Annotated in this window: 23 protein-coding genes and 3 tRNA genes; 16 read left to right on the forward strand and 10 right to left on the reverse strand. The window is 65.4% G+C overall.

What is annotated here, in order from left to right; genetic code table 11:
- Window positions 1–155 precede the first annotated feature (155 nt).
- Complete coding sequence (gene gloA2 / locus ACUY1T_RS15630) at window positions 156–560, reverse strand: SMU1112c/YaeR family gloxylase I-like metalloprotein (RefSeq protein WP_446024346.1); 405 nt, start codon at window positions 558–560, stop codon at window positions 156–158.
- 51 nt (window positions 561–611) lie between these two features.
- Window positions 612–1,667 carry a histidinol-phosphate transaminase gene (gene hisC, locus ACUY1T_RS15635; protein ID WP_446024348.1) on the reverse strand — a complete coding sequence of 352 codons (1,056 nt, stop codon included), beginning with the start codon at window positions 1,665–1,667 and terminating at the stop codon, window positions 612–614.
- Window positions 1,668–1,783: 116 nt separating this feature from the next.
- Between hisC and ACUY1T_RS15640 the strand changes: the two genes are divergently transcribed.
- The 5 genes from ACUY1T_RS15640 (at window position 1,784) to mnmH (ending at window position 6,926) form a co-directional block, all read left to right on the forward strand.
- A complete protein-coding gene (locus ACUY1T_RS15640) occupies window positions 1,784–2,680 on the forward strand; it encodes an AEC family transporter (RefSeq protein ID WP_446024350.1) in 897 nt (298 codons plus the stop codon).
- Window positions 2,681–2,790: 110 nt separating this feature from the next.
- Window positions 2,791–3,240 (forward strand): copper resistance protein NlpE N-terminal domain-containing protein, encoded by a 450-nt coding sequence (locus ACUY1T_RS15645; protein WP_446024352.1) that lies wholly within the window; start codon window positions 2,791–2,793, stop codon window positions 3,238–3,240.
- Window positions 3,241–3,339: 99 nt separating this feature from the next.
- On the forward strand, window positions 3,340–4,716 hold the full coding sequence (radA, locus tag ACUY1T_RS15650; RefSeq protein WP_446024354.1) for a DNA repair protein RadA: 1,377 nt from the start codon (window positions 3,340–3,342) through the stop codon (window positions 4,714–4,716).
- Between the two features lie 54 nt (window positions 4,717–4,770).
- Window positions 4,771–5,808 carry a selenide, water dikinase SelD gene (selD, locus tag ACUY1T_RS15655; protein ID WP_446024356.1) on the forward strand — a complete coding sequence of 346 codons (1,038 nt, stop codon included), beginning with the start codon at window positions 4,771–4,773 and terminating at the stop codon, window positions 5,806–5,808.
- The gene (gene mnmH, locus ACUY1T_RS15660) at window positions 5,805–6,926 is read left to right on the forward strand and encodes a tRNA 2-selenouridine(34) synthase MnmH (RefSeq protein WP_446024358.1); all 1,122 of its coding nucleotides are present in this window, start codon (window positions 5,805–5,807) and stop codon (window positions 6,924–6,926) included. Before selD ends, mnmH begins: the two co-directional genes overlap by 4 nt.
- A 5-nt stretch (window positions 6,927–6,931) precedes the next feature.
- Here mnmH and ACUY1T_RS15665 read toward each other — a convergent pair whose 3' ends face one another.
- Window positions 6,932–7,627 (reverse strand): type 1 glutamine amidotransferase, encoded by a 696-nt coding sequence (locus tag ACUY1T_RS15665; RefSeq protein WP_446024360.1) that lies wholly within the window; start codon window positions 7,625–7,627, stop codon window positions 6,932–6,934.
- Between the two features lie 50 nt (window positions 7,628–7,677).
- On the opposite strand from ACUY1T_RS15665, the gene ACUY1T_RS15670 reads away from it, so the two are divergent.
- Window positions 7,678–7,971 carry an MGMT family protein gene (locus tag ACUY1T_RS15670; RefSeq protein ID WP_446024362.1) on the forward strand — a complete coding sequence of 98 codons (294 nt, stop codon included), beginning with the start codon at window positions 7,678–7,680 and terminating at the stop codon, window positions 7,969–7,971.
- A 52-nt stretch (window positions 7,972–8,023) separates the two neighbouring features.
- Window positions 8,024–8,614, forward strand: coding sequence for a YjaG family protein (locus ACUY1T_RS15675; protein WP_446024364.1), 591 nt, complete (start codon window positions 8,024–8,026; stop codon window positions 8,612–8,614).
- Between the two features lie 18 nt (window positions 8,615–8,632).
- On the opposite strand, the gene ACUY1T_RS15680 is transcribed toward ACUY1T_RS15675, so the two are convergent.
- From ACUY1T_RS15680 to hisB, 5 genes are all read right to left on the reverse strand, one after another.
- Window positions 8,633–9,157, reverse strand: a complete 525-nt coding sequence (locus ACUY1T_RS15680; RefSeq protein WP_446024366.1) for a hypothetical protein — start codon at window positions 9,155–9,157, stop codon at window positions 8,633–8,635.
- 22 nt (window positions 9,158–9,179) lie between these two features.
- Window positions 9,180–9,953 (reverse strand): imidazole glycerol phosphate synthase subunit HisF, encoded by a 774-nt coding sequence (hisF, locus tag ACUY1T_RS15685; RefSeq protein WP_446024368.1) that lies wholly within the window; start codon window positions 9,951–9,953, stop codon window positions 9,180–9,182.
- A 3-nt stretch (window positions 9,954–9,956) separates the two neighbouring features.
- A complete protein-coding gene (gene hisA / locus ACUY1T_RS15690) occupies window positions 9,957–10,715 on the reverse strand; it encodes a 1-(5-phosphoribosyl)-5-[(5-phosphoribosylamino)methylideneamino]imidazole-4-carboxamide isomerase (RefSeq protein WP_446024370.1) in 759 nt (252 codons plus the stop codon).
- Window positions 10,716–10,803: 88 nt separating this feature from the next.
- Window positions 10,804–11,445, reverse strand: coding sequence for an imidazole glycerol phosphate synthase subunit HisH (gene hisH / locus ACUY1T_RS15695; protein WP_446024372.1), 642 nt, complete (start codon window positions 11,443–11,445; stop codon window positions 10,804–10,806).
- Window positions 11,446–11,475: 30 nt separating this feature from the next.
- Entirely contained in the window at window positions 11,476–12,069 is a 594-nt protein-coding gene (gene hisB / locus ACUY1T_RS15700; RefSeq protein WP_446024374.1) for an imidazoleglycerol-phosphate dehydratase HisB, read from the reverse strand.
- A 190-nt stretch (window positions 12,070–12,259) separates the two neighbouring features.
- Between hisB and ACUY1T_RS15705 the strand changes: the two genes are divergently transcribed.
- The 9 genes from ACUY1T_RS15705 to ACUY1T_RS15745 all read left to right on the forward strand — a co-directional run bounded on the left by ACUY1T_RS15705 (window position 12,260) and on the right by ACUY1T_RS15745 (window position 18,861).
- Window positions 12,260–12,715 carry an acetyl-CoA sensor PanZ family protein gene (locus ACUY1T_RS15705; protein WP_446024376.1) on the forward strand — a complete coding sequence of 152 codons (456 nt, stop codon included), beginning with the start codon at window positions 12,260–12,262 and terminating at the stop codon, window positions 12,713–12,715.
- Window positions 12,712–15,060 (forward strand): AsmA family protein, encoded by a 2,349-nt coding sequence (locus ACUY1T_RS15710; protein ID WP_446024378.1) that lies wholly within the window; start codon window positions 12,712–12,714, stop codon window positions 15,058–15,060. Before ACUY1T_RS15705 ends, ACUY1T_RS15710 begins: the two co-directional genes overlap by 4 nt.
- A 75-nt stretch (window positions 15,061–15,135) precedes the next feature.
- Entirely contained in the window at window positions 15,136–16,227 is a 1,092-nt protein-coding gene (gene mutY / locus ACUY1T_RS15715; RefSeq protein ID WP_446024380.1) for an A/G-specific adenine glycosylase, read from the forward strand.
- 32 nt (window positions 16,228–16,259) lie between these two features.
- Window positions 16,260–16,532 (forward strand): oxidative damage protection protein, encoded by a 273-nt coding sequence (locus tag ACUY1T_RS15720; RefSeq protein ID WP_411797210.1) that lies wholly within the window; start codon window positions 16,260–16,262, stop codon window positions 16,530–16,532.
- 92 nt (window positions 16,533–16,624) lie between these two features.
- Window positions 16,625–16,700 (forward strand) — tRNA-Phe (locus tag ACUY1T_RS15725).
- 6 nt (window positions 16,701–16,706) lie between these two features.
- Window positions 16,707–16,781, forward strand: a tRNA-Gln gene (locus tag ACUY1T_RS15730).
- Window positions 16,782–16,828: 47 nt separating this feature from the next.
- Window positions 16,829–16,904: transfer RNA gene (locus tag ACUY1T_RS15735), tRNA-Thr, on the forward strand.
- Window positions 16,905–17,092: 188 nt separating this feature from the next.
- Window positions 17,093–18,085, forward strand: a complete 993-nt coding sequence (gene thpD / locus ACUY1T_RS15740; protein ID WP_446024383.1) for an ectoine hydroxylase — start codon at window positions 17,093–17,095, stop codon at window positions 18,083–18,085.
- 110 nt (window positions 18,086–18,195) lie between these two features.
- Window positions 18,196–18,861, forward strand: coding sequence for a fumarylacetoacetate hydrolase family protein (locus tag ACUY1T_RS15745; RefSeq protein ID WP_446024385.1), 666 nt, complete (start codon window positions 18,196–18,198; stop codon window positions 18,859–18,861).
- Between the two features lie 92 nt (window positions 18,862–18,953).
- Here the strand turns inward: ACUY1T_RS15745 and speA are convergent, their stop codons facing one another.
- Both speA and ACUY1T_RS15755 read right to left on the reverse strand, forming a co-directional pair.
- Entirely contained in the window at window positions 18,954–20,876 is a 1,923-nt protein-coding gene (speA, locus tag ACUY1T_RS15750) for a biosynthetic arginine decarboxylase (RefSeq protein ID WP_446024387.1), read from the reverse strand.
- Window positions 20,873–21,835, reverse strand: a complete 963-nt coding sequence (locus ACUY1T_RS15755; protein WP_446024389.1) for a homoserine kinase — start codon at window positions 21,833–21,835, stop codon at window positions 20,873–20,875. Before ACUY1T_RS15755 ends, speA begins: the two co-directional genes overlap by 4 nt.
- Window positions 21,836–21,907: the final 72 nt, after the last annotated feature.

Consider the following 21,907-nt stretch of genomic DNA (forward strand, 5'->3'; position numbering starts at 1 on the left):
GTGAAACCGCTCAGCGCCGATGGTAGTGTGGGGCCTCCCCATGCGAGAGTAGGTCATCGTCAGGCACTTCTTCAGAAACCCAGCTTCGAAAGAGGCTGGGTTTCGTCGTTTAAGCAACCTCGAGTGCGATAGCGCTCGGGGTTTTTCTTTGCCGGTCAGTTCACTTCGTAAAGCTCGATGGGGGTGCCGTCGGGATCGCTGAGGAAGGTGAAGCGGGCGCCGGTGATGGCGTCGATTCGGATGCGCTCGGGTTGGACGCCGCGCGCTTCGAGCATCCTCACACAGCCATCCAGGTCTGGTGTTGCCAGGGCGAGGTGACGAAGCCCGCAGGCTTCAGGATAACTCGGACGTGCCGGGGGCGAAGGAAAGGAGAAGAGTTCGAGCTGGATACCGCCGGGCAGCCTCAGGTCCAGCTTGTGGCTGTCACGCTCGGCACGGTAGGTCTCTTTGAGGACCTCGGCGCCCAGCACATCGAGATAGAAGCGTTTGGCCCGGCGATAGTCGGCAGTGATCAGGGCGACGTGGTGGAGGCCTGAAAGGGGAAGGGATGACGTGCTCATGGCGTGAGTCTCCGGAGAGATAGGGGCGCCGCATGGCGCCCTCGGGGTGACTCAACGGCAAAGTAGCTCGAAGGCTTCGACCAGGCTGTCCATCTCATCGTCTGTGCCGATCGAGATGCGCAGAAAGTCACGCAGTGCCTCGGTATTGAAGTGGCGCACCAGGATGCCTCGTTCGCGCAGGCCGACGAAGAGCTGGGCCGCGTCGTGCTGGTGGTGACGGGCCAGGACGAAGTTGGCCTGGGAGGGCAGTACCTCGAAGCCGAGCTCCGTGAGACGCCGCACGGTCCGTTCGCGGGTGGTAATGACGCGCTCCCGGCAGGCATCGAAATGTTCCCGATCCGCCAGTGAGGCGATGGCGAGCGCACTGGCCAGGCTGTCGATGGGGTAGGAGTTGAAGGAATCCTTGACCCGCTCGAGCCCTTCGATCAACTCGCGTGAGCCGATGGCGTAGCCCAGGCGCAGGCCAGCCAGGCTGCGCGATTTCGAGAAGGTGCCGGTCACCAGCAGATTGGGGAAGCGCTCGATCAGCGGTACGACGCTTTCGCCGCCGAAGTCGACGTAGGCTTCGTCGACCAGCACGACCTGGTTCGTCAGTCGAGCTAGCAGGCCAGCTATGGCTTCGCACGAATGCCCATGTGCCGTGGGCGCATTGGGGTTGGCGAAGATCGCACCGGCGCTGTCGGTGGTAAAGGCATCGAGATCGACCCGCCAGTGCTGGTCCAGCGGCAGAGCGCGCCGCTCGATGCCGTATAGCTTGCAGTAGACCGGATAGAAGCTGTAGGTGATATCCGGCATTTCGAGCGCTCGGTCGTGGCAGAAGAAGGCTTGGAAGGCCAGTGCCAGCACCTCATCGGAGCCGTTGCCGACGAAGACCTGCTCCACCTCGACGCCGAACTCCCGGGCAAGTGCCTGGCGCAAAGCCAGGGACTGCGGATCGGGATAGAGGCGCAAGTGGTCGACCGGGTACTCGCGCAACGCCGTCTCGACGCCGGGTGCCGGGGGATAGGGGTTCTCGTTGGTATTCAGCTTGATAAGCTTTTCACGCGGCTGCTCTCCCGGAACATAGGGCGTCAGCTCGCGTATCGTGGGGCTCCAGAACTGGCTCATGGGGGCTCGTTTCTCATTGGGACAGAACTTTAGGCCATGTTGACCGGTGCGGCCTGACCGCGCAAGCCGGTAGCGTGCTAGCCTAGGCGCTTTCGCGTGGATGCTGGAACCCGTACATGACCGCCCAGATCATTGCCACGCTGCTGCCGGTATTCCTGATTGCTGGTTGCGGCACCCTCTACGGCCGTTTTCGTACCCCGGACATACGCAGCCTGAACACTCTCAACATGGAGATTTTCGTACCCATGTTGGTGTTCGCGGTGCTGGCGGACCGACAAGCCCCGCTGGCGGAGTATGCGGGCCTGGCGCTGGGGGCCGCCGTCGTGGTGCTGGGCTCGGGCCTGGTGCTGTGGCCGCTGGTCAGGCTGCTCAAGCTTGAGCCCAAGACTTTCCTGCCGCCGATGATGTTCAACAACTCCGGCAACATGGGCATCCCTCTACTGGTGCTCGCCTTCGGTGAGGCAGCGTTACCAGCTGCGGTGGTGGTGTTCATCGTCGAGATGCTGCTGCACTTCTCGGTAGGTCTTTATATGCTTAGCCCGCACACACCGCTGTGGCGCTTGCTGAGGATGCCGATCGTGCTGGCCAGCCTGGCGGGGCTGGGCGTCAACTTGGGCGGTGTGCCGCTGCCCGGGTGGCTGCTCGAGGCACTGCACATGCTGGGTGGGGTGTGCATCCCGCTGATGCTGTTCGCTCTCGGGGTGCGCATGCTCGACATCGATTTCGGCGGCTGGAGAACCGGACTGCTCGGCGCCCTGCTGTGTCCGTTGTCGGGGCTCGTCCTGGCCGCGCCGATGATCCTGTGGCTGGAGCTGACGGGGCTGCAGGCGGCGGCGCTGTGGGTATTTGCCGCGCTCCCACCGGCCGTGCTCAACTATCTGGTGGCCGAGCAGTATCGTCAGGAGCCCCACAAGGTTGCCTCCCTGGTGCTGATCGGCAATCTGGGCAGCCTGGTCGTGATGCCCATCGTGCTGGCCCTGGTTTTCATCCACGTATATCCGGGGGCCGCCTGAAGAGGCGGGTCGGGCAGAGACAGGCTGTCTGCCGAGGCGCTAAGGGGTTATGCTGTGATATATGCTGATGGATAGTACATGGCGACAAACCCATAGTTAGGAGTGAGCAAATGCAAGTAAGGACCCTGCTGGCTGGTTCGGCCATGCTGGCTTTCCTGGCCGGCTGTGCGGCCGGCCCGGCTGATGATCGTGCCGACATGGCCATGGACGATGCCGAAGTCGTTTACCAAGGTACTCTGCCCTGCCGCAACTGTGCGGGTATCGATCTGAGCGTGAACCTGCGCGGTGACGAGCAGGCAGCGCTCGAGGAGCGGACCTTCGACCTGCGAGCCAGCTATCGGGATCACCCTCAGGATCCACCCGATGAGGAGTATGCCGGTAACTGGGAAGTACTCAGTGGCACGGCAGTCGATCCCGATGCCACCGTGTACGAGCTGACGCCGGATGGCGAAGGGCAGATCTACTACTTCCTGCGTGTCGACGACCGGACCCTGGAGCTGATCGACCCTCAGCGTCGGCGCTTCCAGAACAACGAAGCCCTGCAGCTGCAGCGCCAGTAACGTCTGGTTCCAACAGTAGCGAAGGCGGCCTGCGGGCCGCCTTCGCGCGTTTGGCTGGCCTGTTAGAATGGGCCGAACTGAAGCCGGAGAGAGGCCAGCATGGCCAAAGCGAAGAGTGCCTTCGTCTGCACCGAATGCGGGGCGGAGTATCGCAAATGGCAGGGGCAGTGTTCGAGCTGCCTGGAATGGAACACCCTCAGCGAAGTACGGCTGAGCGCGCCTCGCCCAGGGGCTGCTGCCTCGAGCGGTGCCGGGCGCTCCGGCTATGCGGGTAACCTGTCGAAGGAGGTCGTGGACCTGGGCAGCGTCGATCTCACCGAGGTGCCGCGGCTCTCCTCCACCTTCGGTGAGTTCGACCGCGTACTGGGCGGCGGCCTGGTGCCGGGCTCGGCGGTGCTGCTCGGGGGGCATCCCGGTGCCGGCAAGTCGACCCTGCTGCTGCAGACCGCCTGCAAGCTGGCTCAGGCGCGCAAGGTGCTGTACGTCACCGGCGAGGAGTCGCTCTCTCAAGTGGCGATGCGGGCGCATCGTCTGCAGCTGCCCACCCAAGGGCTCAAAATGCTGGCCGAGACCAGCGTCGAGACGATATTGGCGGTAGCCGAGCGCGAACGCCCCGAGATACTGGTCATCGATTCGATCCAGACCATGCATCTGGAGGACATCGCCTCGGCCCCCGGCGGTGTGGCTCAGGTGCGTGAGTCCGCCGCGGTGCTGACGCGCTTTGCCAAACAGTCCAACACCGTGCTGCTGCTGGTGGGCCATGTGACCAAGGACGGCACTTTGGCCGGCCCCAAGGTCCTGGAGCACATGATCGATGCCTCGCTGCTGCTCGAGGGCGGTGCCGACTCGCGCTTTCGTACCCTGCGCGGCCAGAAGAACCGTTTTGGCGCGGTCAATGAACTCGGCGTGTTCGCCATGCTCGAGCACGGCTTGAAGGAGGTGAAGAATCCCAGCGCCATTTTCCTTTCTCGCAGCGAGGAGCAGGCGTCGGGCAGCCTGGTGATGGTGGTATGGGAGGGGACGCGCCCGCTGCTGGTGGAGGTTCAGGCGCTGCTCGACGAGTCGGCGCTGGGCAACCCGCGGCGGGTGGCGGTGGGCCTCGACCAGAACCGCCTGGCCATGCTGTTGGCGGTGCTGCACCGCCATGGCGGGCTGTTCACCGGCGACCAGGATGTGTTCCTCAACGTGGTCGGTGGGGTCAAGGTGCTCGAGACCAGTGCCGACCTGGCCGTGCTGCTCGCCGTGGTGTCGAGCCTGCAGAACCGCTCTATGCCGCGCGAGCTGGTGGCTTTCGGCGAGGTGGGGCTTTCCGGCGAGATCCGTCCCGTGCCCAGCGGCCAGGAGCGTATCGTCGAGGCGGCCAAGCACGGTTTCACCCGGGCCATCGTGCCGCGGGCCAATGCGCCGAAGCGTGCCCCGGACGGCATGGAGGTCGTCGCCGTGGACAAGCTGGCCGATGCCCTCGAGGCGCTGTGAGGCAAGGGCGCCCTGCTGCGGTAGAATGACGAGTGAACTGCCAAGGAGAACGAGATGAGCGCGATTCGCCTGACCCAATATAGCCACGGCGCCGGCTGCGGCTGCAAGATTGCCCCTGACGTACTCGACGGCATCCTGGCCAAGGCCGGGCCGGGGGCAACCCATTCGCGCCTGATCGTGGGCAATCAGGGCCGTGAGGATGCGGCCGTGTATGACCTGGGTGACGGTCGCGGCATGATCGCCACTACCGACTTCTTCATGCCCATCGTCGATGATCCCTTCGATTTTGGCCGCATCGCCGCCACCAATGCCATCAGCGACGTCTACGCCATGGGCGGCAGGCCGGTGCTGGCACTGGGTATTCTCGGTTGGCCGCTGGACAAGCTGGGGCCTGAAATTGCAGGCGACGTGGTCGCGGGCGCCCAGGGCGTGTGCCGTGAGCTGGGCCTGGCGCTGGCCGGCGGGCACTCCATCGACTCACCGGAGCCGATCTTCGGCCTGGCGGTCAATGGCCTGATCGACCTCGAGCACTTGAAGCTCAACAAGGGCGCCCAAGTGGGTGACCTGCTGTTCCTGACCAAGCCACTGGGCGTCGGTTTCCTGACGACTGCCGAGAAGCAGGGCCTGCTCGAATCGGGCCACCAGAACCTGGCCCGCGAGACCATGCTGAAGCCAAACCAGATTGGCATGGCGCTGGCCAGGGTAAAGGGCGTTCACGCCATGACCGACGTGACCGGCTTCGGTCTGGCGGGCCACCTCACCGAGGTGTGCCAGGCCAGCGGAGTGGCCGCACGCATCGACTTCCGCCGCCTGCCGCGGTTGGCCGAGGCCGAAGCCTATCGCCGTCGCGGTGCGGTGCCCGGTGGCACTCATCGCAACCGCAATGCCCTGGGGGCGACGCTCAAGGACATGGACGAGCCGCATTGGCAGTGGCTGTGCGACCCGCAGACTTCCGGTGGCTTGCTGCTCTCGGTGCACCCCTCCTGGCAAGACGATGTCGAGCGCATCGGTCGTGAGCACGGCATCGAGCTGGCGCCGTTCGGCGAGGTGGTCAAGGCCGGGGGGCAGGCCCTGATCGAGGTGCGCGGGTGAACCTACCCTTGGTCGAGCCCGATCTTTCCCTGCTGCGCCAGGGGCGGCCGCTGATCGACGTGCGTGCGCCGGTCGAATTCGCCCAGGGCAGCCTGCCCGGGGCAGTCAACCTGCCGCTGATGGACGATGAGGAGCGCCGTCTGGTAGGTATCGAATACAAACAGCACGGGCAGCAGGCTGCGATCGAGCTGGGCCAGCGACTGGTCAGTGGCGGCATCAGGACATCGCGCATCGATGCCTGGCGTCGCATGGTCGAGGCACGCCCCGATGCCGTGATCTACTGCTATCGCGGTGGGCTACGATCGCAGATCGCCCAGCAATGGCTGGCCGAGAGCGGTGTCGCGCGGCCGCGCATCCGCGGTGGCTGGAAGGCAATGCGCCAGGCGCTGTGTCAGCGCATCGACGCAGCGGCCGAACAGCCACTGCTGGTGGTTGGCGGGCTTACCGGCTGCGCCAAGACGGCACTGATCCAGGCGCTGCCCAATGGCCTGGATCTAGAGGGTTGCGCCCGGCACAAGGGCTCGGCCTTCGGCAGGCATCCGCTGCCCGCGCCGAGCCAGATCGACTTCGAGCATGCCATGGGGCTTGGCCTGCTGGAGCTTTCCGGCCCGCTGGTGGTGGAAGATGAGTCGCGTCATATCGGTGCGGCCAACGTGCCCCTCGTCTTTTGGCGGGCGATGGAGCGAGCTCCTCGGGTACGGGTGGAGATGCCCCTCGATTGGCGTCTGGCCCAGATCCACAAGGATTACATCGACGACCTGTGGGCGATCTATCGCCAGCAGTTCGGCGAATGGCTGGGCTGGACACTGATGCGCAAGCAGCTCTCGAGCGCGCTGGTGAGGCTGAAGAAGCGCCTGGGCCATGCGCGCCTGGCGCGGCTCCAACGGCTGCAGCAGCTCGCCTTCCGCGAGCACGAACGCGGCAATCTCCAGGCCCACGAGGCGTGGTTGGCACCGCTGCTTACCGAATACTACGACCCCATGTACCGCTACCAGCTGGAAAAGCGCGACCCGGGACGCTTCCTGCACGTTGGTGACTGGGACAGCTGCCTGGCGGCGGCCCGGGAGTGGTCGACGGAGGCTGCGCGGCAGCCCGCCGGGCAGCCTCAGCTGGCTTGAGGCTCTCATGCCGGAGCGCTGCGTATCCACTGGCTGAGCAGGCGGTCGAGCAGCGGCGCCAGGCGGTCGAAGTGCCTGGCGTCGGCCAGGATACTCTCGGCGGGTTGGGCATGGGGGCTGGCCTCGCTCCCTTCGGGCCTTTCGCTACTGGCCAGCAACTCGTTTACGCCGGCTCGTGTGACCTCGAGATGGCACAGCAACCCCAGCGCTCGTCCGGCATCCCAGGCGAAGCCCTGTACGGGGCTGACGGGGCTTCCGCCCAACGGCAGGGCATCGTCGGGCAGGGCGAAGACATCGCGATGCCACATGAAGGCGGTGAAGCGCTCCGGCAGATCGAAGGGGCTCTCCGGGGCCAGAGTCACCTCGTGCCAGCCGACCTCGGCGAAGGTGCCACGGCCCACCGTGGCGCCCAGCTCGGCGGCGATCATCCGGGCGCCCATGCCGATGCCGAGCAGAGGCTTGCTGCCGTCCAGCGCCTTGGCAATCAGCTTGCGCTCGCGCTTGAGCCAGGGGTAGCGTTCGTCGTCGAGGATATCCATGGGGCCATCGAGCAGGATCAGTGCATCGCCATCGGCCAGGCTGGGAGGCATTTCACCCGCGTGGAGATGGAAGACGGTATGGCTGTGTCCCATGCTGGTCAGCCAGTCGGCGATGCGCCCCGGGCCGTGAAGCGGGCTGTGTTGAAGAAGGTGCAGGTGCATGGAAACCTCGCCATTCAGGGGTAACACGAAGCAGGGGAGCGGCAGCGTACATGAAACCGGCACTGCGAGAACAGATCCTGACCATCCTGGCCGCGATACCGCCGGGGCGGGTGACCACCTACGGCCGCATCGCCACCATGACCGAGGGAGGTACGCCTCGCCTGGTTGCCCGGGCGCTGCGCGAGCTGCCCGACGACCATGGCCTGCCGTGGTTTCGTGTGATCACAGCCTCGCGACGAGTGGCCGATCATCCCGGCGCCATCGAGCAGCGTCAACGGCTGGTTGCCGAGGGCGTGCTCTTCGATGCGCGGGGCCGGGTGGCGCCTGAGGCGCTGTGGCCATGAGCCGGCGGCTTCCCATTCCTTTCATCTGACCGTCAATTCATTAGGAGTATCCATGAGCCAGCCAGCAGGGGGCTTCCACCAGCGGCTTCAGACCCTTTCGCCGCGGCATCAGCAGGCCTTCATGGCGGCGCTGTGCGAACGGCTGTTACCCAACTATGTGCTTTATGCGCAGATGACGGGAGCTGGAAACCCGGCGGGGGTGAAGGCGATCCTCGATCTGGTGTGGGAGCAGCTTGCCGTGCGCGAGGCGCGCATCGACTTCGAGCGCCAGGCCGAGAAGCTCGCCGAGCTCGAGCCGCCGGCCGACGACGACAGCTTCGGTGCCCGCCGTGCCGTGGAAGTTGTGGTCGCCTTGACGTCGCTGCTCGATACGTTGCGCGGCGAATCCCCCGATGCGGTGCTCGAGGTCAGCCGTATCTCCAAGGGGGGCGTGCGCGCCTTCATTGAGCTGGCCGAGGGCGAGGAGGACGCAGGCAAGCTGGCAAAGCTGCTACGCGAGCATCCTCTCATGGCGGATGAGAACGACTTTCAGGACACGGTACTCGAAGCCGTGGAAAGCTCACTCGACCGCGATGCACTCAAGGCATTGCGATTGTTGGGGCGCAACGATGGAGTGAGCAACCTCGGGCTCGAGGCCGATTAGGCCATATACGGCCGGCGTCTAGAAGCGGATGCCGCCGATGATCATGGCCCCGGCGGCGCCGAAGACGATCAGGTCGGTCTCGAAGCGCCCCCATTGCAGGCCCACGCTGGGGAGGGCGGCCGGCGCCGTACCATAGCGGTTGAAGGGAATATTGTCCTGATACTCGCCACGATAGCCGTGCAGCAGGCCTGCCGTCAGCTTGGCGCGCACGGTGACGTTCTCTCTCGGCTCCCAGAAAGGGAATTCGCGCCCGGCATAGAGATAGAGGGCCTCCTGGTCGAAGGAGTTCAGGAAGCGGGCGCCGCCGACCAGCCAGCGCTGCGGGTTGTGCAGCTCGAGGCTGATCAGGTCCTGTCGATCGTTGTGCTCGGGTTCGGGGTCGAAATGGCGCGTGTAGAGACTGGTCTGCAGCAGCACGTGATCAATTTCGAATGCCGGCGGCCAGGCCGAGTGCTGGTCGGCCTGGGACGCTGGCGATGCCAGCAGGACCAGGACGAAGCCAGCGATGCTCCGGCGGTGCTTGTTCTTCCTTGAGACCTGCAAGTTCACTCTCCTTGGCGCCTTATCAAAGGCGCATCTCGATGCCACGCGCGGCCATGTAGCGCTTGGCCTCGGGGATGGTGTATTCGCCGAAGTGGAAGATACTGGCGGCGAGCACCGCATCGGCGCCGCCCTCGAGTACGCCATCGACCAGGTGATCGAGATTGCCGACGCCGCCGGAGGCGATAACCGGCACTGTCACGGCGTCGCTGATCGCGCGGGTCACGCCCAGGTCGAAGCCGGCCTTGGTGCCGTCGCGATCCATGCTGGTCAGCAGCAGCTCACCGGCACCGTATTCCACCATTTTCTTCGCCCATTCGACCGCGTCCAGCCCGGTAGGGCGCCGTCCGCCATGGGTAAAGATCTCCCAGCGCGGTGCTTCGCCTTCCGCTGAGACGCGTTTGGCGTCGATGGCCACCACGATGCACTGGCTGCCGAAGCGCTCGGCGGCTTCACGTACGAAGTCGGGGTTGGTGACCGCAGCGGTATTGATCGAGACCTTGTCGGCGCCGGCATTGAGCATGGTGCGGATATCGTCGCAGGTGCGGATGCCGCCGCCCACGGTCAGCGGTATGAACACCTCGCCGGCGATGCGCTCGACCATCTCCACCGTGGTGTCACGATCCTCATGGCTGGCGGTGATGTCGAGGAAGGTGATCTCGTCGGCGCCCTGCAGGTTGTAGCGCTGGGCGATCTCGACCGGGTCGCCGGCATCGCGGATACCGATGAAATTGACGCCCTTGACCACCCGGCCGGCGTCGACATCGAGACAGGGGATAATGCGCTTGGTCAGTCCCATGATTCAGCTCCCGGCTCGGTCGAGCCCTGCAGTCAGGTCGTCGCACAGCTTCTGGCCTTCGGCCACGTCGAGGCTGCCCTCGTAGATAGCCCGGCCGGTGATGGCACCGAGTATGCCCGGTTCGCTCGCTGCCACGAGGGCGCGCAGGTCGTCGAGATTGGTCACCCCGCCCGAGGCAATCACCGGCAGGCCGCCCTCGCGGGCAAGCTGAGCCGTGGCCTCGACGTTGACGCCATTCATCATGCCGTCACGGGCGATGTCGGTATAGACGATGCTGGAAACCCCGTCGTCGGCGAAGCGTTTGGCAAGCTCGGTGGCCTTCACCGTGGAGACCTCGGCCCAGCCGTCGGTGGCGACGAAGCCGTCGCGGGCATCGAGGCCGACGATCACATGGCCGGGAAAGGCGCGGCACATCTCGCCGACGAAGTCGGGCTCCTTGACCGCCTTGGTACCGATGATCACGTAGGAGACGCCGGCCGCGAGATAGTGCTCGATGGTCTCGGCGCTGCGAATGCCGCCACCGATCTGGATGGGCAGCTCAGGCCAACGCCGGGCGATGGCAGTCACCGCCTCGCCGTTGATCGGCTTGCCCTCGAAGGCGCCATTGAGGTCGACCAGGTGCAGGCGCCGGGCGCCGGCCTCGACCCAGCGCGCGGCCATGGCCACCGGATCGTCGCCGTAGGTGGTGGCATCGTCCATCCGCCCCTGCTTGAGGCGGACGCACTTGCCGTCCTTGAGATCAATGGCAGGAATTACCAGCATGTCGTGTCCTCTCGGGTGCGCGCATGGCACCGGGTTGATCGTGGCTCGGGCGGCAGGGCGCGGCTGGGTGCGCCTCGCTGATGGCGTCTCAGGGCGCCCAGTTGACGAAGTTTTCCAGCAGCTTGAGTCCGGCCCGGGAACTCTTCTCCGGGTGGAACTGCACGGCGAAGGTGGCATCGCGCCCGATGGCTACGTGGGCGTTGACCCGGCCATACTCGGTGGTGCCGAACACCGTGGCGTCGTCACTGGCCTCGGCGTAATAGCTGTGTACGAAATAGAAGTGCTCGTCCTGATCGATGCCGCTCCACAGCGGGTGGTCGTGATGCTGATGCAGCAGATTCCAGCCCATGTGCGGCACCTTGAGGCGCTGCCCGTTGGCATCGCGCATGTCGGTCGGGAAGTGCTTTACCTCGCCGGGGAGGAAGCCCAGGCAGGCAATGCCGCCGTTCTCCTCGCTGTGATCGAGCAGCATCTGCTGGCCGACACAGATGCCCAGCAGCGGCTTGCTCTGCCTGGCCAGCAGCTCTTGCACCAGCCCTCGCAGCTCGGTCTTCTCGAGTTCGCCCATACAGTCGCGGATCGCCCCCTGGCCGGGCAGCACCAGGCGGGTGGCACCCTGGATGCGGCGTGGATCACGAGTGATGACCACGTGCTCGTGGGTCACGTGCTCCAGCGCCTTGGCAACCGAGTGCAGATTGCCCATTCCGTAGTCGATGACGGCAATGGTCATGACGGCTCCTCTCAGGTTCGGTCGTCTGCGCTACAGGCAGCCCTTGGTGGACGGCATCTGGCCGGCCATGCGTGGGTCGGACTCCACGGCCATGCGCAGGGCACGGCCGAAAGCCTTGAAGATGGTTTCCGCCTGATGGTGGGCATTGAAGCCCTTCAGGTTGTCGATGTGCAGCGTGACCCGTGCGTGGTTGACGAAGCCCTGGAAGAACTCCCAGAACAGCTGGGTATCGAGACGGCCGATGGTGGCGCGGGTGAACTCGACGTTCATGAACAGCCCGGGGCGACCGGAGAAGTCGATCACGACTCGCGACAGGGCTTCGTCCAGCGGCACATAGGCGTGGCCATAGCGATGGATGCCTCGCTTGTCGCCGATAGCCTGATCGAAGGCCTGGCCAAGGGTGATGCCGAGGTCCTCGACGGTGTGATGGTCGTCGATATGCAGGTCGCCCACCGCCTTGATGTCCAGGTCGATCAGGCCATGGCGTGCCACCTGATCCAGCATGTGGTCGAGGAAGGGGACGCCGGTTTCACAGTTCAGCCGGCCTTCGCCATCGAGGTTCACGGTGGCCGTGATCTGGGTCTCCTTGGTGTTACGGGTTACCGTGGCGATTCGCTCGGACATGTCGGACTCTCTCTGGCGCTGGTGCGCGTCGCATGGTGTGGGCCCGGCATGACCGCAGGTGGCTTCCGGGCGGGCAAGCCGCTGCGCTTGCCGTCATGTGGACCGTCCATTATAGAGAATCGCCCCCCCCATCCGCTACAATGCGGCCATCATAGCGGCGGCGACCCAGCCGCGGCCCAGGGAGACCGTCATGCCGGTAACGCTTCACCTCGTAGACCAGGCTGTATGGGCGTCGGACCCGCAGGTGCAGCACGACCTGCAGCGGATCTATGCCGACGCGCCGGCCGAGCGCATGGGAGTGCCCGTGGCTGCCTTCCTTCAAGAGCACCTCGAGGCCGGTCACTTCTTCGGCTGCGCGCGCTTCAACGAGCGCCTGCTCGGGGCGGTGGCAGTGAAGGCCGATGAACAGGCCTGGTGGCTGTCGGAGCTGTGCGTGCGCAAGGCCACCCGGCGGCGTGGTGTCGGTTCGCGGTTGCTGGGGTTGGTGAGCGATGCGGCCCGCACCGGGGGCCGTGAGCTGCGCACCCTCTCCTCGCAGCTACCGGTCGCCGACCAAATGCTGCTGGCGCGCCTGGGATATCGCCTGGATATCACTGGCGACTATTTCGTATTAGCTCCACCGCTGCAAGGAGGCGGTAAACCATGAAGCGATTGTTGCAAATGCTGCTGGCCGCCATCGGGGTGCTCGGTGTCGTGGTGGTGGCAGCCGTGGTCTATGTCACGACCTTTCTCGACCCGGAGGACTTCAAGCCACGCCTGGTCGAGGTGGTGCGTGAGCAGAGTGGGTTGGAGCTGACCCTGGATGGACCGCTTTCCTGGTCGTTCTACCCACGCCTGGGCGTGAGCGTGGAGCAAGCCGAAGGCCGCCTGCCGGAGCAGAGTGTCGACGACCAGCCCTTCCTCGCCTTTTCCCAGGCGGAGGTCAGCCTCGCTTTCGCCCCGCTTCTGCGCGGCGAGATTGCCATCGAGGGGCTGACGCTGGAGGGCATGCAACTGCGCCTGGTGCGTGACGAGCAGGGGCGTGGCAACTGGGAGACCCTGATGCAGCGCCTCGATGAGCGTCGTGAAGGGGCCGAATCGGCGCTGGCACCGGCTAGCGCTGGGCCCAGCCTGGAAGGTAGCAACCTTGCCGTGGCGCTCAATATTGCCAGCGTCCAGGTGCGCAATGGGGCAGCGAGATACCGCGACCTGGCGGCGGGAACGGAGTGGCTGGTCGAGGAAATCAATCTTTCCGGCACCAACGTCAATCCCCAACGCGCCTTTCCGTTCAGGTCCTCCTTCCAATTGAGGTCCTACCCCTCCCTCGACTGGCGGGAGCTGGAGCGTAGCCCGGCACTGGCGAGCGATATTTCTCTCGAGGGCCGGATGCGGCTGGCCCTTGCCGAGCGTCGCTATGTGCTGGAGGCGCTGAAACTCAGTACCGCGAGCTCGCTGGCGGGTATCGAGGGCAGCCAGCAGATAGACCTGAGTGGGCAGCAGCTCATCCTGGACCTGTCGCAGCAGCGCCTGCAGCTGCAGGAAGGCCGGCTCGAGGCCGGGCTGCAGCACCCCGATCTGGGAGAGAGCCCCGTGCCCCTGGTGCTGGCCATGGCGTTGGATGCCGACCTGGCCGAGAGCACGGCGCAGCTGCGTGACCTGCAGCTGACAGGGCCCGATGAGCTGCGCCTGAGCGGGCATCTCAACCTCGCCAGCCTGGATCAAGCGCCAACCTATAGCGGCCAGATCAGCTTGGCGCCCTTCTCGCTGCGGCCATGGCTCTCACGCCTGGGCAAGATGCCCCAGATGGCGGGCCCCCAGGCGCTCTCCGACGTGGCCCTGACCAGCCCGGTGCGAGGCAATCTGGAGCGCCTCGAGCTGGCGGGCCTGACCATGGTGCTGGATGGCAGCACCTTCACCGGCAAGCTGATCGCCGGCTTCGACGGCCAGTTGCTTGACTTCGAGCTGCAGGGCGATCGTCTCAATCTGGACAGCTACCTGCCTCCGGCCGAGCCCGTCGACCAGAGTGCCGCCCGGCGTAGTCTCCTGGGCATTGGCAAGGCCCATGCCGACGACACGGCTGAGCTGGTGCCCGCTGAGTGGCTGGCCCAACTGGACTTGAACGGAACGCTCGACCTGGCACAGCTGCGCCTGTCTGGGCTCGACTTCACCGAGGTGGGGCTGGCCATGTCCGGCGGGGACGGTCAGCAGCGTCTCGAGCGCTTCAGCTCGGTCTTCTACGACGGCGAGCTGAGCGCCAGTGGAGCGCTTGACCTGGCTCGCGAGCCGATTCGCTGGCAGCTGCGCCCCAATCTTTCACGGGTGCGCCTGGAGCCGCTGCTCAAGGCGCTGGGTGAAGACAATGGCCCGGCACCGCTGCGTGGCCGGCTCACGCTTGATGGCGAACTCGAAACGCGTGCCAACAGCTGGCCTGCGCTCAAGCGCAATCTCAACGGGCGCCTGCAGGGGCGCATCGATGAGGGGGCCATACTCGAGGTCAACGTATCGCAGGAGCTGTGTTCGTTGGCGGCCATGATCGAGGGACGCGAGACGACCCGAGACTGGAGCGCCGATACGCGTTTCGAGCGTGCCGAAGCGAGTCTGCGCATCACCGATGGCGTAGTCCGCAGCGAAGACATTCTGGTCCTCATCCCCGGCATCGAGCTGGGCGGCACCGGTGAGCTGGACCTGGGCAGCGAACGCTTCGACCTGCGTGCCGCTGCCCGCTTCGTCGACGGCGCCGATGCCGCCTGTCCGGTCAACCCGCGCCTGGAGCGCGTGCCGCTGCCGGTGCGCTGCAATGGGGAACTCTCCGGCGACAGCGGCGAATGGTGCCGCTTCGACCGCGACGCCTTCCAGACGACCCTGGCCGAGCTGCTGCGCGACGAAGTCTCCCGCCGTGCCGGCGACGAGCTGGAGCGGCGTCTGGAGCGTCCGCTCGAGCAGCTCGAAGAGCGCCTGGGCGAAGGGGCCGGTCGGGAACTTCGCGATACCCTGCGTGGTCTGTTGAATTGAATACCCAGAAAGCCAGTCTCTGCGCCGACTTCCAGTCGGCGCTTTTTTTTCGTCACGTCTGCGTGAAGGTGGTTCATGAGCGAAATGCCTGCGCCGGTGCTTGACGCCGTCGTGTTCCAGCGCCGCCTGCTGGATTGGTTCGATCGTGAGGGGCGCCACGACCTGCCCTGGCAGAACGAGCGCACACCCTATCGGGTATGGGTTTCGGAGATCATGCTGCAGCAGACCCAGGTGGCGACCGTGATCCCCTATTTTGAGCGCTTCATGGCGCGCTTCCCGACCCTCGCCGAGCTGGCGGCGGCCTCTCAGGACGAGGTGCTGCACCTGTGGACCGGGCTCGGCTATTACGCCCGTGGGCGCAACCTGCACAAGGCGGCACAGCGGGTGATGGCCGAGCATGGCGGCGAGCTGCCGGTAGCAAGCCTCGAGTCGCTGGCGGAGCTGCCCGGCATCGGCCGCTCCACCGCCGGGGCGATCATCGCCCAGAGTACTGGGCGGCGTGCGGTGATTCTCGATGGCAACGTCAAGCGCAGCCTGTCGCGGCTGCACGCTGTGGAGGGCTGGCCGGGGCGGCCGGCGGTTGAACGCAGGCTGTGGGCGCTGGCGGAGCACTACACGCCCGAGGCAAGGGTGGCCGACCATACCCAGGCGATGATGGACCTCGGCGCCACCCTGTGTCGGCGCGGCACGCCCGAGTGCAGCCGCTGTCCATTCGCCGATGTCTGCGTGGCCCACGCCCGTGGTGAGGAGCGCCGCTTTCCCGAATCCAAGCCCAAGAAGGCGCTGCCGACGCGCACCACGCTGATGCTGGTACTGCAGGACGGCCAAGGACGCGTGCTGCTCGAACAGCGCCCGGCCAGCGGGCTGTGGGGCGGGCTATGGGGCCTGCCTCAGTTCGACGACCTGGCAGCACTGCGCGCCTGGCTCGATGTGCATGCCCCTGCAGCGGCACTCCAGCCAAGCTGGCCGGCCTTCAGCCATACCTTCAGCCATTTCAGGCTCGAGATCACACCGCAGCCGGCACGGATCGACGGGCTGGATTCGGTAGGCGAGGCACGATGCTGGTACGATCCAGGCCATCCCAGGCGCATCGGCCTGGCGGCGCCGGTCAAATCGTTGCTGGCCTCGCTCACGCCGTTCACCCTGGCCGCACCGGAAGGGCCTTGAGCGCCCGGCCATCTACCCCAGAGGAGTACGCCATGAGCCAGACCGTTTTCTGTCGCAAGTACCAGCAGGAACTCGAGGCGCTGCCGTTCCCGCCGTTGCCGGGAAAAAAGGGCCAGGACATCCAGGCCAGCGTGTCGAAGCGCGCCTGGGAGGAATGGCAGGCGCTGCAGACCCGGCTGATCAACGAGAAACACCTCAACATGCTCGATCCCGAGGCGCGGGCCTACCTCAACGAGCAGATGGAGCGCTTCCTCGACAATCGCGAAACCGACCAGGCCGAGGGCTACGTGCCGCCTGAGCGCTAGCCCGAACGACACCGGCTGGGCCGCGGCATCTGCATGAAACGAAAGGCTTGACGCTGCGGATACGATCTTGTTTAATACGCACCGTTGGCAGCGGCCAGATAGCTCAGTCGGTAGAGCAGGGGATTGAAAATCCCCGTGTCGGCGGTTCGATTCCGTCTCTGGCCACCACACTGCTGGGGTATCGCCAAGTGGTAAGGCACCGGTTTTTGGTATCGGCATTCCCAGGTTCGAATCCTGGTACCCCAGCCACGCCAACATCTCTTTCCGATTCTGCAGCTCGTTTGGATCGGTCCCGAGCCGGCATAGCTCAGTTGGTAGAGCAACTGACTTGTAATCAGTAGGTCCCGGGTTCGACTCCTGGTGCCGGCACCATTCGGGATATCAACAGCTTGCAGTGTTAGAAACCGCCCTTGAAGGCGGTTTTTTTGTTTCTCTTGAAAGCGCAACGCCTCGCCACCACATCAACGTTGCAAGGTCTCTCTGGAGGCCTCCCACCACGGCTGCACGCCGTTGCACGAGTTGGGACTGAAACTGATCACGGATACACAGGAGGTGATTGGATGACAGTGCACACTTCGTCCAACCGTAAGCTGAAACAGGCAACCGACTACGCCGGTAGCGAAACCCTGACTTCACAGGTCGACAGCGCGCTTGACCGTGTTCGCGATGCCTATCCCACCCGCTTGGCCAAGCCGCTCGATACCCTCTGGCTCGAGCGCCAGGAAGGCGTCATACGTGGCAGCGCCGAGGAAGGGCCGCTGACTCAGACGCAGCTCGACGAGTTCGAGCGTAAGGGCTTCCTGTTCGAGCCTGGCTTCATCAGCGGTGAAGAGCTCGACGAACTGCGTCGGGAGCTGAACGCTCTGCTCAGCCGCGATGACTTCCGCGGTCGCGATTTCAGCATCACCGAGCCCGACAGCCAGGAGATCCGCTCACTGTTCGCGGTGCACTTCCTCTCCCAGCGCTTTGCCAGCCTGGCACGCGACGAGCGCCTGGTGGGCCGGGTGCGCCAGATCCTCGGCGGCGACGCCTATGTGCATCAGTCGCGCATCAACTACAAGCCGGGCTTCGAGGGCAAGGGCTTCAGCTGGCACTCCGACTTCGAGACCTGGCACGCCGAGGACGGCATGCCGGCGATGCACGCCGTCAGCGCCTCGATCGTGCTGACCGACAACCACGAATTCAATGGCCCGCTGATGCTGATCCCCGGCTCGCACAAGGTGTTCGTGCCGTGCCTGGGCGAGACGCCGGACGATCACCATCGCCAGTCGCTGAAGCGTCAGGAGTTTGGCGTGCCGGGGCGCGAGGCGCTGCGTGAACTGGTCGGGCGCCATGGCATCGAGGCGCCCAAAGGGGCGGCAGGCGGACTGCTGCTGTTCGATTGCAATACCCTGCACGGCTCCAACGCCAACATGTCGCCGGATCCGCGCAGTAACGTTTTCTTCGTCTACAACCGGCGCGACAACGCCTGTGTCGAGCCCTTTGCCGCACGGCGCCGTCGGCCGAGCTTCCTGGCCCATGGGCCGGACGAGCAGTGGTCGCCGCAAGACTGACTCCTATCGTCTCTATAGCGTCATCAGGGTGGAACAGGGCGCATGGTGCGGTAGACTGTGAGGCTTGTCGTTGAGAAGCGGCACGCATAACGAGAAGGAGAAGACCCGCCATGCGCTTTGTCACCCGTTTCACCGATGGCCAGGAGTTTCCCCATTCGCTGGGCAAGATCGTTTGCATAGGCCGCAATTATGCAGACCATGCCAAGGAGCTGGACAACCCGATACCCACCGAGCCGCTGCTGTTCATCAAGCCGGCCACCAGTGCAGTTCGCCTCGACGAGCCCCTCGACCCGCCCTTCTCGCGCGGCGAAGTGCACTATGAGACGGAGCTGGCCCTGCTGATCGGCGAGCAGCTGACCCATGCCACCTCCGACGAGGCCGAGCGAGCCATTGTCGGCATTGGCCTGGCGCTCGACCTGACCCTGCGCGACGTGCAGACCCGCCTGAAAGAGAAAGGTCACCCCTGGGAAATTGCCAAGTCGTTCGACGGCGCCTGCCCGCTGAGCGATTTTCTGCCGTTGAGCCGGGTGCCAAACTGGAACGCGCTGACCTTCGAACTCGAGATCGATGGCGAGCTGCGCCAGCACGGCGAGGGTTCCGACATGCTGTTTCCCGTGCCCACCCTGGTGGCGGAAATGAGCCGCCATTTCACCCTCGAACCTGGCGACGTGGTCATCACCGGCACGCCCGAGGGCGTCGGCGAGCTGCCGCGTGGCGCCAAGCTGCGCCTGACCCTTACCGGCGGCCTCGAGGTCACGGCCCAGGTCGTCGAGTAACCCCTTGCCCTGATCTCATACGGGTCCGAACACACGACGCCTCCGCGGCTTGGCCGCGGAGGCGTCGTGTCGTATGCCTCGTGGCCTGCGCCTCACTCGAGGTAGGTATAACCTTGCAGGCCGGCCGAGAGGTCGTCGAGGAAGTGGGCCTGTTCTTCGGCGGACAGGCCGCTGTCGGCCAACTGGCCGGCGAGCCGGTCACGCAGCACCGTGGCATCGAAGTTGACGTAGGCCAGTACGTCGGAGACCCGGTCGCCCTGCTGGGCGTGACTGAGCACCCACTCGCCGTTCTCGTCCAGAGCGGCATCGACGGAATCGGTGTCGCCGAACAGATTATGCAGGTCGCCGAGAATCTCCTGGTAGGCACCGACCAGGAAGAAGCCCAGCAGGCGCTCCTCGTCTTCATGCCATTCCGGGAGCGGCAGGGTGGTTTCCACGCCCTGACCGTCGACATAGCCGTCGATGCGACCATCGCTGTCGCAGGTGATGTCCTGAATCACGCCGCGGCGGGTGGGCTCGCGGTTGAGCCCGGTCAGCGGCAGCACCGGGAAGATCTGGTCGATGCCCCACACGTCGGGCACCGACTGGAACAGCGAGAAGTTGACGAACAGCTTGTCGGCGAGCTTCTCGGCGAGTTCGTCGATGATCTCGCGGTGGGCGCGGTTGCGGCTGTTGAGCCGCTCGCGCAGCCGCGCACAGGCGGCAAAGTAAACGCCTTCGGCCTCGGCGCGCACGGTGATGTCGGCCAGTCCCATGATGAAGCGGTCGTGCAGCTCGCTCATCGCCTGCAACAGGTCATGCCAGGCTTCCACCAGCTCGCGCGGCTCCACCGAGTTACCCAGCAGATCGTGAACCCGCCACAGTTCGTCCAACTGCGGATCGTCCTCGGCCAGGCGTTCGGGCGCCTCGTCGTTGACCCGCTCCTCGCCGATCACGTTGGCGATCAGCACCGCGTGGTGGGCGGTGAGGGCGCGGCCTGACTCGCTGATCAGGTGGGGGTGTGGGATCTCCGCCTCGGTACAGGCCTGGGCGAAGGCGCTGACCACGTTGCGGGCGTACTCGCGCATGGAGTAGTTGATCGAGCAGAAGCTGCGCGAACGCGTGCCTTCGTAGTCGATCCCCAGGCCGCCGCCAACGTCGACGGTGTCGATCGGCGCGCCCAGCGCCAGCAGGCTCTGGTAGAAACGCGCGCACTCACGCAGGCCAAACTGAATGTCGCGGATATTGGCGATCTGCGAGCCCAGGTGGAAGTGCACCAACTGCAGGCTGGCCAGCGAATCGGCCTCGCGCAGGCGCTCCACCACGGCCAGCATCTGCGCCGCGGTAAGGCCGAATTTGGACTTTTCGCCGCCGGTGTCCTGCCACTTGCCCATGCCCACCGAGGCCAGGCGCGCACGCAGGCCGATGCGCGGGGTGACGCCAAGGCGTTCGGCCTCTTCCAGGATCAGCGGCAGCTCGGAGAATTTCTCCACTACCAGGTAGACCCGATGGCCGAGCTTTTCGCCCATCAATGCCAGGCGAATGTACTCGCGGTCCTTGTAGCCATTGCACACGATCAGCGACGGGCCGTCGGCGGAGAGTGCCAGCACGGCCAGCAGCTCCGGCTTGCTGCCGGCCTCGAGGCCGACCCGGCCATGGCCGCGCTCACGGGTAGCCAGGATTTCCTCTACCACGCGGCGCTGTTGGTTGACCTTGATCGGGTAGACGGCGGTATAGCCGCCGGCGTACTCCTCCTCGTTCATGGCCAGGTCGAAGGCCTCGCACAGCTGCTCGACGCGGTCGTGCAGGATATCGCTGAAGCGTACCAGTACCGGCAGGCGCAGGCCGGCCTCGCGCAACTGGTCCACTAGCGGGGCCAGCGGCAAGGCAGGACCTTCGGCTTCGCTGCCAAGCGGGCGCACCAGGGCGTGGCCGCTGTCGTCGACGTCGAAATAACCGCTGCCCCACTGGTCGATGTTCCAGGTACGGCGCGCCCGTTGGGCGGGGCCGGAGGCAGCTCCCATGGATAGGCTCATGTGTTGCTCGCTTCGGGCAGGGGCAGGGCGCCATGTTTCAGGCGTGCCGTGAGAATGGTATGGAACTGCGCCGGGTCGTGGGGCGTCAGGTCGTGGGCCGGTGGGTCCACATAGACCACCAGCAGACGCGACAGCCAGTAGCGGAGTGCCGTCATGCGCAGCATCGTCGGCCATACCTCGCGCTCGGTGGCGGTAAGGGGGCGGCGAGCCTGGTAGGCCTTCAGGATAGTATCGTGGCGTTCACGGTCCAGTCGCCCCTCGGGGCCCGAGGCCCAGTCGTTGATGACGATGGCCAGGTCGAACAGCAGATCACCGGTGCAGCCGTTGTAGAAATCGATGAGGCCGCCGAGGCGGTCGCCCTCGAACAGGGTATTGTCGCGGAACAGATCCCCGTGCAGCGCGCCATGGGGCAGTTCGGGAGCGGCACCGAGCACGCCCTGATAGACCTCCACCTCGTCCTTCATCAGGGCCTGATCCTCGGGCGAGAGGTAACCCAGCACCTTGTGGTGCATGGCCACGAGCCAGTTCAGGTCGCGCGGATTGGGACGATGGCCGGGAAAGTGCTGGGACACCGCATGCATCCGGCCCAGCGCATCGCCCAGGGCCTGGCACTGTGTCAGGTTGGGCGCCACGGGGTGGCGGCCGGGCAGGCGCGGGAACAGCAGCGACGGCTTGCCGGCCAGACTGTGCAGGGCGACACCCTCGCGGTCGTGCACTGGCCCTGCCACTGGCAGTCGATGCTCGTCCAGGTAGTCGAGCAGGTCGACGAAGAACGGCAGCTCCTCGTGCTCGCCCTGCTCGAACAGGGTCAGCACCAGTTCGCGGCGGTCGGTGGTGACGAAGAACGTGGTGTTCTCGGTGCCTCCGGCGACCCCCTGCAGGGATACCAGCTCGCCGACGTCGAAACGCCCGAGAAACTCCGCGACCTGTGCGTCGCTCAATGGGGTGAATACGGCCATGTGTCTCTCGCCCAGGTTGCCAAGCCGCCTATTGTAGCGTCTTGGCATCTCGATGCACGTCTGCTGGACACG

It is taken from the genome of Billgrantia sp. Q4P2 (assembly GCF_052806135.1).